Here is a 12,458-nt window from a genome sequence, read left to right as displayed (position 1 = left end):
CGAAGCGAACTGTGGCATGATGCAACGCGGCCTTCTTTCCTGGTTGTCGGACTGACGGGCCATGCATGCCATCGTTTCCCGATTGTGCTGCCGCGCGATCCATCCCGGCGCCTTGAAAAGCAGGCTTCTGGGCCGGGCCCACCCTCCCGCAACCGGCTCGGCTGCGCCTTATTTCCCCACCCCTGGCAGGGCTCCTCGCGGACCAAATAAGGCTGGCCGGCCGGTCCTTCGCTGACGCTTCGGCCTGCGGTGCGTGAGGCCTTTGCGGCCCGGCCCTCCTGGCCTGCTGTCGCCCGGAAATGGTTCGCGGGCACACGACAGGAGACAGAAAATGGCTGCAATCGGTTATGTCACCCGCAACAGAAATGGCTTCAAGGGCCAGCTTCGCACCCTCTCGATTCGCACCGATGTCGAGATCATCCCCAACAGCCACAAGAATGGCAGTACCCAGCCCGACTATCGCGTCCTGGCGTCGGGGGTTGAGATCGGGGCGGGCTGGATCCGGATCAGCGAAACCTCCGGCAAGGACTATGTATCGCTCAGCCTTGCCGCCCCGGAATTCGGACCCCGCCGACTCTACGCCAATCTGGGCCGGGCCGCCGGGCAGGATGATGAGGATGCCTTCGCCATCATCTGGAATCCGGCTGACTGATGGTCCGTCGCCGGTCCCGGTCGCTTTCCATGCGGCCGGGACCGGATGATCGCGCCGGGGGTCGAAAAGGGCGCCCCCCATTTTCCGACCGTGCCGCGATGGGCCGGATCGCCCCAGCATGGGCCGATCTGACCCACATGCCCCTTCCGGGGCCGGGTCGCGAAGGAAAACAGCCATGGAAGATCATGCGAAGGAACGGCCCGGCGCCCAACCGCGGGACCTGGCCGAGCGCGCCCGGGTCGCGCGGAATACCTGCCCCTATCTGACCGCCAAGCAGGCGGCCTTTCATCTGGGGATCGCCGCCAACACCCTGAAGCGCTTGCGCCATCAGGGGCGGGGGCCGCTCTGCCGCATGCATGGCGGAAGCTGGCGTTATCATGTCGATGATCTTGATGCCTGGTCGGCGGCCCGCAGGTCTGGAGAAGGCGCATGAGTCGGCCTCGCGACCTCCCGCTTTTCGCCTGGGGTGAGGCGTTGCGCGCGGCACGCGCAAGGCGCCGCCGCCTGCGGCGCCATGCCCTCTGGATCGGGTTGGGCGCGCTTGCGCTGGGGGCGACCATTGCCTTCCCGCCGTCCCCGCGCCTGGTCTGGAATGCGACAGCGAGCGCCCCGGTCGGTTTCTACCTGGTGTACCCGGGGGCAAGGCTCGCGCGCGGCGACATGGTGGTGGCGCGCGCGCCCTATCCGGCCCGCCTGCTTGCCGCGCGGCGGCATTATCTCCCCATGAACGTGCCGCTGGTAAAGCGCGTTATCGGCGTTCCGGGCGACATCGTCTGCGCGCGCGGCGAGAGGGTGGCGCTGGACGGAAAGCTGGTCGCCAGACGCCTCCTGCATGACAGCATGGGCCGGACCTTGCCCTGGTGGGAGGGCTGCGAGGGTCTGCGTCCCGGCCGCTATTTCCTCCTCATGGACAAGGTTCCGGCATCTTTCGACGGCCGCTATTTCGGGCCGGTGGGAGAGGCCGACATCATCGGCAAGGCGAGCCCGCTATGGCTGGGCTGACGCGATGCCTGCGGTCGATCGCGATGGGGCTGATCCTCTGGGCAACGCCGCTGCGCGCCGACCCAGTTGCGGACTGGGCCGGAGAGATAGCCGAGGCGTCGGCCCGTTTCGGGATCGACCGGCTATGGGTCGAGGCGGTCATGCGCGCGGAGAGCGGCGGCCGCACGGTCTGGCAGGGCAAGCCCATCACCAGCTCCGCCGGGGCCATGGGGCTCATGCAGCTGATGCCCGGGACCTGGGCGGACATGCGAAGGCTTCATGGGCTCGGGCAGAATCCACACGATCCCCATGACAATATCCTCGCGGGCACCGCCTATCTTGCCGCCATGAACCAGCGCTTCGGCTATCCGGGGCTGTTCGGTGCCTATCATGCCGGTCCCGAGCGCTATCGGCAATTTCTCATCGAAGGCCGGCCGTTGCCGCCGGAAACGCGCGCCTATATGATGACCCTCGCATCACTGATCGGACCCTATCCTACGGCGTTACCGCCACCCTCACCGGTCGCAAATCCGCCGCCCCTTTTTATTTATCTGGCCGGAGAGCCTGTACCCGAGAAGGCAGAGGCGCCGGGCGAGGGAAGGGCGAATTCCGACCCGCTTTTCGCGGTACGGCGTTGATCCCGATCGGGTCGCGATCTTGCGGGCACTTGCTGCATCAACTGCTTCAGACTGAGCTGTGCCCGGATTCCGCCTGCTGTGGATCAGACCCTGGAACCCTGCATGCCCTTGGCCTGAGGATTGCCCAGATTGATGGGACCGCATCTGGGGATGTGCCTTTCCGACATCAGCAGATCAATTGCCCGATCGAAGCGGGACGCTGATCTTTCATCGCGCCTGGTTCAGCGCGATCATATTGGGCGCTGGTGATGGCAGGGCACAGGGACTGATCGCGCGGCCTGATGTGGCAGGCGCAAGCGTCGCCCAGGCACGCTGGGAGGGGTGTTGAGTGGTGGCGTCTGACCGATGCTCGGTGCCGTAATGTCGGCGCCGCGCATGACCACGGCACCGCAGTTGACTGGGGCATTAGCGGTTGAGCTGATCCTTGACGGCCTTGGCTGCGGTGAAACCAGGCTGCCTTGATGCCGCGATCTGGATCGTCTCACCGGTCGCGGGGTTGCGGCCCTCGCGGGCCGGGTTGTGCCTGACCTTGAACTTGCCGAATCCGCTCAGGGACACTTCGTGGCCCTTGCTGGCAGAATGGACGATGGCGGCGAAGACGGCATCCCCATATTGCGGGCGTCAGCCTTGGAGATGCCGTGATCGGCAGCAAGCGCATGGGCAAGACCGGCATTGGTCATGGGAACGTGAGCCTTCTCTGATAAGTTGGGCGCTCCGCTTTGCTAATATTGGATCTTCAGAAACGGATCCTCAGGCCAGCAGTGAGGTTTTGACCGCTGCTTTCGGCTCCAAATTCGCTGTTGCCGCTGAAAAAGAGGGTTGCCGCCGACGAAACCCGCAGGTTCACGCCTGCTCCGACCGTGGCTAGCGTCCTGCTGCGGCTCACGCCCGCGACAGTCAGGTCATCGGATACGCCAGCATAGGCAGCAGTCGCGAAGCTGCTGTTGCCGCTCAGCTGATGCAGAACGCCCGCGGAAAGCCATGGATTGATACGAGCCTCGGCCGGGCCATGCAGTTCGAGCGCGCCGCGCAGGAAGCTGGCCTTGGTCCGCCGCCCCTGGACATCCAGTGCCCAGACAGCATCACCCGTCTCGCTCGCGCTGCCGCGGCGCGAGGAGACATGCGTGAAGCCGACCTCGGGTTCGAAGCTCCAGCCATCGTTCAGAGCGAAGGCATGGCCCAGCGAAATATCCGCCGTCCAGCTGCGCAAGCGATAATGGCTGCTGAGTTTGCTGCTGCTGAGCAGGCTGCGGTCGGTGTCGGCCTTGCTGCCGTCGTAGCTGAGCGAGGCGGCGACATGGAAACGGCCAAGCGACGCCTGCGCGACTGCGCCGGCCATGATACCTTCGGCCTTGGTCCTGGCCTGAAGCGCACCGATCTGCTGGCGGGCGTCGATATAGCCGACGAACGCGCCGAGCGAGGCTGTCTGTGAGCCGAGACCGATGCCGGCAAGCGCGCCATAGGTCGAGATATTCGCTCGCGCGGTGCCGAGCGCCGCGTCGCCGGGGAGGCGGCGCCAGCCGCCGAGCGTCTGGCCGAAGGTGAAGAGGCCCGTTTCCTCACCCCGCGCGCTGGTCGAGGCGGTGCGCAGGGCCGAGGCGATGGCCAGGCCATTTTCGATGCCGATCTGCGGAGCGGAAGCATAGCTTTCCGCGTTGAGGCGAGCGACGGCTGCCTGATTCACCGTACCATCTGCCAGCAACAAGGAAGGCGCCGCATTCAAAATGCCGCTGGTTGCGGTGCCGGCGATCAGCAGGTCGTTCAGATAATTGACCGTCTGCGTGACCTGGCCGCTGGCGCCGCTGCCAAGTACGAACTGGCCCAGCAGGTCGATACTGTGATCGCCCTGCCGGACAAAGCCCACAACGCTGGATGCCTTGTCGATGGTGGCGAAGCTGCCGGTGATGCCGCTGGTGGCGGTGATCAGTTCATAGGTGACGCCAGGGGTCAGCGGACGATTGCCGGTGATCTTCAGCGTCGCACCCGGCGCGATGCTGAGCGTACCATTGATGATGAGCGCATCACTGATGGTCGGCGTCATCTCGAACAGGGTGGTGGAGCTACCCGCCAGCGCGACATTGCCGTTGACCGTCATCGTGCCCGGAGAGGCGCCGGGGGAGAGGGCGCCCTGCACCATGATATTGCCGTTGACGGTCCCCGCGCTGCCAAAGGTCGCGCCTTGGTTGACCAGGATGGAGGGGGCATTGAGTACCGATCCGGTGCGGCCGATAAAGCGGCCGCCGGCAAGGATCAACTGCCCGGTGGTGAAGTCGCCCGACAGAGCGAGCGCGCCGCTGTCCTGCCGCGTGCGTTCGAAGCCCGTGAAGCCGGACAGGCGCGATTCCTGCGGTGCCGCGTCGGTGCCGCCCGCCGCCAGGATCAGCAGATCGTCGGTGCCATTGGCGATGACCGGCCCGCTGACCGAGGATCCGGCGCCCAGCGTGAAGCTGTTGCTCCCCCCGCCAAGGGTGACGGGTCCTGCAATGCTGCCCCGATTGACGAAACTGTTCGTGCCTGCTGTGAAGTTCAGGGACCCTGCGATGGTGCCGAGATTGACCAGGCTGTTCGTGCCTTCGGCAAAGACGATGCTGGTGTCGCTTGCGGTCTTGAGCGTCTGCCCGGCGGCCAGGGTAAGGTTGGCGTCGCGCAGCACAAGGCTGGCGATCGAAAGCGGGCCATCGGTAGTGATGGTGCCGGTGCCGGTGATGGACTGTTCTTCGAAGTTCACGAACTTGTCGAGCGTCGCCTGGTTGAGCAGGCCACCGCCAGTGATGTCGATGACCAGTGCGTCGGTGCCGGTGCCGCCATCGACAGTGCCGTTGAGTGTCGCGCCCAGGCCATGGGTGAAGCGGTCATTGCCTTCGCCCAGATACACATTGCCGTTGATGGTGCCGTAATTGGCCATGCTGTCGTCCAACACGCCCAGATCGACCGAGCCGGTGATCACGCCCGTGGCGAGGTTGGTGACGTTGTCAGCCGAGTTGATCGTCTGGATCGCGCCGGCGAGGAACTGGCCTGCGAAATCATGGTCGGATGCGGTCGGATCGACCTGCAGACTGGCAGGCACAATCCCGCCTTGAAGGCCGCGGATCGTCCCGGCATTGACCAGCGTGATCTGATTCGCGCGACCCATAAAGGCGGTCGAACCGATATTTTCCAGGCCCGCGACCACAGGGTTTTGCACATCGGCAGCATTGCGGGTCGCACCGGTGGCGGAAATGATCCCGCCTGCCTCATTGATCAAGGTAATGCTGGACTGGCCGCCGCTGGAGGCATCGATGCTGAGCGCGGCGACGAGGTTGAGACTTTCGGGGAATGAAGGATACCAAGGATAGGGCAGCGTGGTTGCGGGACGATAGCTGGCACCGCCCTCGGCGATCAGCGTGCCGCTGTTGGTGACGATGATGGTCGTGGTGGGTTCGCCGGCGATCGGGCCATCCGTCTCGTCAAAGCCGTTCCTAAGCTGTTCGACTGAGCGCGCATCGCTCTCAATGGAAACGGCCGAAGCGCCCAGGCGGTTGGTGCTGATCCCGCCACTGTTGGTGAAGGCAATGGTCTGGCTACCCAGGCTGTTCCCTTCGATCCTCAGAGCCGGGTCATCCAGCTCCACAAGGCTGTTGATCGGCACGGCGATCGTACCGCTATTGGCGACGGCGATGGAGGTTGCACTGGAATAGAGATAAGCGCTGCCGTTCAACGTACCGCTATTAGCAAAGGACAGGCTTTCCTGATCGATTGCCCCATAGAGACCCTGCGTCATGTCACGGGTCTCATGCGCCGTTTGGGTGAGCAAGACGGCCGCGCCGTAAAGGGATGAACCGATCGTACCGCCGTTGCTGAAAGCCAGCGCCTTGGCCGCGATTGCGGCATCGATCGCGTTCGTCAGGCTCCCGCCGTTGCTGATCGTCGCTTTGTCGGCATTAGTGTCAGTACCGCTATAATAGCTCTGGCCGAGTGAGAGCGAGACCGAAGGGAGATAGCTGTTAAGGCCCGGTTCGATCGTCCCGTAATTGGCGAAACTGAATTCGGTCGCATGGAACGAGGCCGACAGTCCGCCCGTGATGCTTCCGCTGTTGCCAATTGCGACATTGTCGATGATCTGGCTGTCGGATGCGCCTTGAATGGTGACGCCTGTGGTAGTGTAAAAATAGGGCGAACCATTGGGCGAGACGATGGTCCCGCTATTCTGGAAGGTGAAGCCATCCGGGCTGTTGGCAATGAGTTCCACGGCTGTCACGCCGCTGGCGCTGTTGCTGATGGTGCCTTCATTGGTGAAGCTGGCGGTATAGCCTCCGACCGCACCGCTGATCTTGCCTTGGTTGATGAAATTCAGGGTCGAGCCGGCGCCGGAAAGGTTGAGCGGATCTACCGAATAGCCCAGCGTCAGCAACTGTTCCGAGGGGTTGGCCGTGCTGAAATCCGCTTGATTGACGATCGCGCCGTCGCCGACCAGCGTGAGATGCTTGCGGATCGAGCTATTGGTGGCGGTGAACGTAATGACCGTGTTTTCGCCCAAGGCACCGACGCCGAACCGCTCGAACCCGCCCGGGAACGAGGGGAAGGCATTGAGGTCGACGGTCCTGCTGGCATCATAGGCACGGACGAAGCTGTCGACGCCATCACCTGCGTCGATGCTACCCATCACGCTGAGCGTGTCGCTGCTGGCAACGAAAATATCGTTGCCAGCACCAAACAGCAGGTCGCCGTTCAGCGTGCCGCCGCGATCCACATAGGCACCGCTGGCATAGCTGGCGCCGCCATAGGGAGAATAGCTGAGGTTCACATCGCCGTTGATCGTGCCGGCATTGCTGACTGCGCCGCCGCCGGAAAGGGCGATGGCTTCGAGGCCCGCGCCGCCGGTGATGGTTCCGCCGGCCTGGTTGACGACCACGGTGGGCGCATAACCGCCAATGATCGCCCGCGTGCCGGTGCTTTCGATCGTGCCGCTGTTGCGGACCGTCGAGGCGCTGTAATCGCCGGCATAGACCGCGCTGCCGGAAGTGCGGATCGTGCCGCTATTGGTGAGATCGCGAAAGCTTGATACGCCCACCGCCGCAGCGCCGCCGCTGACCTCGACGATCATGCCGCTGTTGGTCACGGTGAGAGCGCCCGCAATGGCGCTGCCGCCGTTGAGCAGGATCTCGCCCTTGTTCACGACCTCCTTGCCGCCGCTGATAGCGGAGGCACGCGCACCATAGGGGTTGGTGGGCTGGGTGAGGGTGATGCTGCCCTCATTGGTGAACCGGTCGAGCTGATCCAGCTGAACGGCGCTGCCGCCATAATAGGCAGAGCTGAAAACTGCATTAAGCGAGCTCCGGCTGACGATCGTTGTGCCGGTCTGGACATAGAGGCTGCTACTGTCGCCGGGGAAGTTGAAGCCGTAGCCCGAGGCGTTGATCAGCGTGACATTCTGGCCGGCGATATCGAGCGACAGGTCGACGCTGCCCTTGCCGTAGAGGCTGAGCTGGGCGCCGCCCGTGGCACCGGCAAGACTGAGCTGCTTGCCCTCGGCGATATCCAGTCCGACCGTTTCGAAATTGATGGTATTGTCAAGCGTGATCGCGGCATCATCCTTGATCGGCGCCAGCAGCTGGTCGGTCCCGGCGCCGCCGTCTAGCACCCCGGAAATGCCGGCCAGGAAACCATCGTCCCGCATCGTCCCGTCGAAAATATAGCTGTCATCCCCGGCGCCAAGTCGAATATCGCCACTGACTGTCCCGCCCTGTTGCATGACGAAGCGGTCAGTGCTGGCCGCGCCGGTCAGATCGACATGACCGATGATCGAGCCGGCATTGGTTATGGTGGTCGAAGCGTAGGAATAGGGGCTGCTGTCGGGCAGGATGGCGATGGCGGCTGTATCGCCCTGAATGATGCCTCCAGCCTTGTTCACCAGCGTCGCGCTGCTGGAATAGCCGCCCCCAAAGAGTATGGCCACGCTCCCGGTCGCACTGACTGTCCCGTTGTTGGTGAGGGCCGTGCCGTAGCCCGACTTCAACAGCACGCCCGCGCCGCCGGTCGCTTCGATGCTGCCGTCGTTGGTCAGGGATACGCCATCGATCGAAACGGCGGCGTCGGTCGCGCTCCTCAGGCTTGCCTTGATGGTGCCGTTATTTTGCAGGCTGAGTGGCGAGGAATAGCCGGAGCCATAAGCCTCCATGGCCCGGCCTTGTGTATCGATCAGTCCCTGGTTGAGTAGCGTGCCCGTGCCGAAGACATAGAGGCGCGACGTGCCGCTGAAATTGGTGTCGAGCGTAAGCTTCGCCTGATTGGAGAGGCCCGCCTGCAGCAGGGAAAAGCGGGTCGGCAGCAGCGGCGCGCCGGTCAGCGTGGCATCGGCGGCAATAGTGAGAGCAATGGCGTTCGTGCCAGCGCCGCCGTCGATCTGACCGGTGATCCCGGTCGTCAGCCGGTTATTCTCATCGAGCGCGGCGATGATGATGTCATCGCCATCGCCCAGCAGCACGTCACCCTCGATGGTGCCTGCCGTGCTGTCGATCGTGCTGGCGCCGCTGGCCACGATATCCCCCTGGATCGTGCCCGAATTGGTCAGGTACAGGTTCGATCCGGCATGGATCGACTGGCCGCCATTGCTGTTTCCGATCACGCCGCTGTTGTTAACGGACAGCGGGTTGTGCTGGCCGATAATCGTCGCCCCGGCAGTGGAAGTGATTGTACCGCTATTGATGATGTATGACAGGCCATAGCTGGCAAAGAAGCTGTCATAGCGCAGGCCAACGTCGATGGCCGCATTGCCGCGGCCGTCGATCAGGCCGGCATTGGTGATTGTTTCGATGGGTGCTGCAATGCCATGGATCGTCCCGCTTTCCTGGTTGGTGATCGATGTGTAGCTGACGCCGGAAAGACCGGAGGGACCACGGATCGCGCTTCCCGAGGTCGCGGTGATGAGGCCGCTATTGTCGATCGAGGCCGTGGAGCCGCCCAGATAGTTGTTGCTTGATCGCTCGATCCAGATACCGGTATCGCCACTGATGACGCCCTGTTCTCCGATCAGAATCCTAGCCTGACCGGTGGGATAGAGGTAGGGGTAGGAATAGTATCCCCTCGGCGATGCAGCTCCGGCATAGGGATCGTAGTTAAGAATCCGGTCGCCATTCTGGATGGTAAGCACAGCAGCGCCAGTAGCGCTGACCGTCCCATTGACGACGAGATTTGCTCGCGTGCTGTTCAGGCGGATCGCGGACAGACCGGACCCGGTAACGGTCGCGTCCTGCGCAATAATCGTCTGGGTGTCAGAGGTTATGGTGAAGGGCTGGTTGTCGCCCGTGCAGGTGACGATGCCATTGGCGGTGGTGCAGGCGGCCTGCGCAGACGAACCGGTACCGAGCGCGGTGATGACACTGGCGCTGGCGAGCAGCGCCCATTTGGACGCGCAATTCTTCAGATTCATGTTGGACCCCTGTAAACCCCGCCAATTGGTTACACGGAGAATTCGAAAGGTTGCAAGCCGCTAAATCATTCCAATTTGAAGATAAATTCCTTTCCTTGCTTAATGCTCCGGCCTTGGTCCCGGACATGGAGATGGCATCCCATCGCAGCTCGATGTCAAAAGATCGGAAAGGCATGTGTGGGCATCGCCATTCTCGTCCCTGCCCGACAATGGATACCCTTTGTCCACGAAACCTGGCGCTTCAACGCGAACGGGACCAAGACAGGAATCGCGAGACCAGGTGCCTCCAATTGCCTGGCGGACGAAGGGGGAGAAGCGGCAAGACGGGTGTTTCGATTTTGGCGTTAGCAGGCACTCGCGCATTTCAAAATGGCCGCGATCGAGGAGAGGTGACGGGGAGAGCAGAGGGGAGCGGGAAGGGGGGCGGCCTAAGGCAAGATAAAGGTGCCGGCACCAGAGGCCGTCTAACCTCTTGTCTGCACATCATTTTTCCTGGTGCCATATTTCGGGATGGGCGCTTGTCCAGTGCCAAGTCCATCTGAAAGGCGCGGATTTCCGGGCTCTCTGGCGGCACCGCTTCCCATGGCGCGGAAGATGCCGCACTCTGGCTACGAGAGGGGCCAGAGCAGGAACCATGCGATGGCCGATGATGAGGATTTCGCGCCCCGGCTTGGACGGCAGCGCGCGTCGCGTGGGCCCAAGGCGCGGCGTTATGCCGGCAGGGTGGTCGCCGCCGCCAATCTGGCGCGCGGCGCGGGGCCAGGACGAAAGGGAGGAGCCGGTTTTTCCGGCCATCGCTATGGGCGCGGCGCTGGCATCGGCCGGCTGCTTAGCGTTGGGACAAGCAATGCGTTCTTCCAGCGCCGGCGTGTCATCGTCAAGGCGCGGCTTGTGAGGCTGGGCGGCAAGGGCGGAAACCAGGCGGTCGACCATCTGCGCTATCTGCAGCGGGACGGAACCAATAGGGCGGGTGACCGCAGCGCGCTTTACGGTCCCGGGGAGGACCATGCCGACGGCAAGGCCTTTCTGGAAAAGGGCAGTGGAGACAGGCATCAGTTCCGCTTCATCGTCGCGCCGGAGGATGGCGATCGATATGAGGATCTCAAACCCCTTGTCCGCCGTCTCATGATGCAGATGGAAGAGGATCTCGGCACGCGGCTCGAATGGGTCGCGGTCGATCATTATAATACGGGCCATCCGCACAGCCATATCCTGCTCCGGGGCGTCGATCAGCATGGCGACAATCTTGTCATTGCGCGCGACTATATCAGCAGGGGATTGCGCGAGCGTGCGGCTGAACTCGTTGAACTCGATCTTGGTCCCAGAAGCGATCGCGAAATTCTCGTCTCGCGCCGCGCGGAAATCACGCAGGACAGGTTCACGCCGATCGACCGTTCGCTGCTCCGCATCGCCGATGACCATATCGTCAAACCCATTGCCCGCGATCCCCGCGAACATGACTTGCAGGCGAGCAGGCTTGGGCATCTCGCGCGTATGGGGCTGGCCGAGCCTCTGCCCACCGGCCGCTATCGGCTTGACCCAGATCTCGAATCTGTCCTCCGCACCATGGGTGAACGGGGAGACATCATCCGCACGATGCAGCGCGAATTTTCGCGGCTGCGGCTGGAGCGGTCAAGCGCCGACCAGCTTATCTATGATCCGGCCGAGGCAGGCGCCTCGCCGCTCATCGGGCGCATACTCATGCGCGGGCTTGCCGATGAGCTGGAGGATCGTCATTTTCTGCTGATCGACGGCATCGACGGACGCTCTCATTATGTGCCGATCGGCAAGGGCGAAACCGGCGATTTGCTCCCACCATCAAAGGTCGATGGGGACGGTCCTCAGCCAGGCGCCGCCGTTGTCGCCATCAGGCCGAGGGAAGCAGCCGTCCGCGAGGTGGATCGGACGATCGCCGCCGTCGCGGCTGGCAATGGCGGACGCTATGATGGCGAAGCGCATCGCCTCCATGACCCGGGCGCGCGTTCGGACTATGTCGAGGCGCATGTCCGCAGGCTCGAGGCGCTTGCGCGTGCCGGGGATATTGCCGGGCGTCCGGGCGATGGGCGCTGGATCATCACCCCCGACCATCTCGATCGCGTAGCGGCGTTCGAGCATCGGCAACTCAGGATCCAGCCCGTCATGATCGAGATGCTCTCGCCCGTGGGTGTCGCGGAACTGGCGACCGCCCATGCCGCAACCTGGCTCGATCGCACGCTGGTCGACGGTGATCCTCCCCAGTTGCGCAATGCAGGCTTTGGTCGCGACATGACGGATGCGCTGGCGCGTCGGCGACAATGGCTGGTGGAGGAGGAGCTGGCCGAGCAGCGCGAAGGCGAAATCCGCTATCGCAAGGATCTGCTTGCAGTCCTGCGGCGACGTGAGCTTTTGCGCGTGGCGGGCCAGTTGTCGCACGAACTGGCCTTGCCCTTTGCCGAGACCGTCGAGGGCGAAAAGCTCGAGGGCATATACAGGCGCCGCATCGACCTCATTTCCGGGCGCTTTGCGGTGCTCGAACGGTCGCGGGATTTTGCGCTCGTGCCCTGGCGGCCAGTGCTGGAGCGGCGTGTCGGGCAAAGTGTGTCCGGCCTTATGCGCGAAGATGGCGTGAGCTGGTCCTTCGGGCGGGGTCGAAGCGGGCCGACGATCAGTTGACCCTGGAAATGCCGTCGTCAGTTACGCGGAGACTGCGGCTCGCGATACGACACGCGAGGATGCATCGGGTCCGACCGGCCGCAGGCGCTCATGCGGGCGCAAAGGAACGGACGACGCCTTGCTGGTC

At 63.5% G+C, this 12,458-nt stretch carries 6 protein-coding genes and 1 pseudogene; 5 read left to right on the top strand and 2 right to left on the bottom strand.

Translation table 11 applies throughout. The features are described from left to right. The first annotated feature begins 331 nt into the window (after nucleotides 1-331). The 4 genes from H5V43_RS11275 (at nucleotide 332) to H5V43_RS11260 (ending at nucleotide 2,271) form a co-directional block, all read left to right on the top strand. Nucleotides 332-652, top strand: a complete 321-nt coding sequence (locus H5V43_RS11275; protein WP_025549566.1) for a DUF736 domain-containing protein — start codon at nucleotides 332-334, stop codon at nucleotides 650-652. A 175-nt stretch (nucleotides 653-827) separates the two neighbouring features. Beyond that, the gene (locus H5V43_RS11270) at nucleotides 828-1,085 is read left to right on the top strand and encodes a helix-turn-helix domain-containing protein (RefSeq protein WP_025549565.1); all 258 of its coding nucleotides are present in this window, start codon (nucleotides 828-830) and stop codon (nucleotides 1,083-1,085) included. Next, nucleotides 1,082-1,654 (top strand): signal peptidase I, encoded by a 573-nt coding sequence (gene lepB / locus H5V43_RS11265; RefSeq protein ID WP_025549564.1) that lies wholly within the window; start codon nucleotides 1,082-1,084, stop codon nucleotides 1,652-1,654. Before H5V43_RS11270 ends, lepB begins: the two co-directional genes overlap by 4 nt. Continuing rightward, nucleotides 1,642-2,271, top strand: coding sequence for a lytic transglycosylase domain-containing protein (locus tag H5V43_RS11260; protein ID WP_025549563.1), 630 nt, complete (start codon nucleotides 1,642-1,644; stop codon nucleotides 2,269-2,271). Before lepB ends, H5V43_RS11260 begins: the two co-directional genes overlap by 13 nt. 405 nt (nucleotides 2,272-2,676) lie before the next feature. On the opposite strand, the pseudogene H5V43_RS11255 reads toward H5V43_RS11260, so the two are convergent. Both H5V43_RS11255 and H5V43_RS11250 read right to left on the bottom strand, forming a co-directional pair. Continuing rightward, a pseudogene (locus tag H5V43_RS11255) lies at nucleotides 2,677-2,951 on the bottom strand (HU family DNA-binding protein). Nucleotides 2,952-3,007: 56 nt separating this feature from the next. Further along, a complete protein-coding gene (locus tag H5V43_RS11250; RefSeq protein ID WP_193666660.1) occupies nucleotides 3,008-9,679 on the bottom strand; it encodes an autotransporter domain-containing protein in 6,672 nt (2,223 codons plus the stop codon). A gap of 639 nt (nucleotides 9,680-10,318) precedes the next feature. Here H5V43_RS11250 and rlxS point away from each other — a divergent pair. Next, on the top strand, nucleotides 10,319-12,331 hold the full coding sequence (gene rlxS, locus H5V43_RS11245; RefSeq protein WP_025549560.1) for a relaxase/mobilization nuclease RlxS: 2,013 nt from the start codon (nucleotides 10,319-10,321) through the stop codon (nucleotides 12,329-12,331). The last annotated feature ends 127 nt before the right edge of the window (nucleotides 12,332-12,458 follow it).

The sequence above is a fragment of the Sphingobium fuliginis genome, assembly GCF_015074805.1.
Classification (GTDB): Bacteria; Pseudomonadota; Alphaproteobacteria; order Sphingomonadales; family Sphingomonadaceae; genus Sphingobium; species Sphingobium fuliginis.
The sequence above is the reverse complement of the archived record's forward strand: the minus strand, read 5'-3'. Positions and strand labels throughout refer to the sequence as shown.

Excerpts from the sequence above, each read along its gene's own strand:
- H5V43_RS11275 (WP_025549566.1), top strand. The coding sequence starts at position 332 with ATGGCTGCAATCGGTTATGTCACCCGCAACAGAAATGGCTTCAAGGGC.
- H5V43_RS11270 (WP_025549565.1), top strand. The coding sequence starts at position 828 with ATGGAAGATCATGCGAAGGAACGGCCCGGCGCCCAACCGCGGGACCTG.
- lepB (WP_025549564.1), top strand. The coding sequence starts at position 1,082 with ATGAGTCGGCCTCGCGACCTCCCGCTTTTCGCCTGGGGTGAGGCGTTG.
- H5V43_RS11260 (WP_025549563.1), top strand. The coding sequence starts at position 1,642 with ATGGCTGGGCTGACGCGATGCCTGCGGTCGATCGCGATGGGGCTGATC.
- H5V43_RS11250 (WP_193666660.1), bottom strand. The coding sequence starts at position 9,679 with ATGAATCTGAAGAATTGCGCGTCCAAATGGGCGCTGCTCGCCAGCGCC.
- rlxS (WP_025549560.1), top strand. The coding sequence starts at position 10,319 with ATGGCCGATGATGAGGATTTCGCGCCCCGGCTTGGACGGCAGCGCGCG.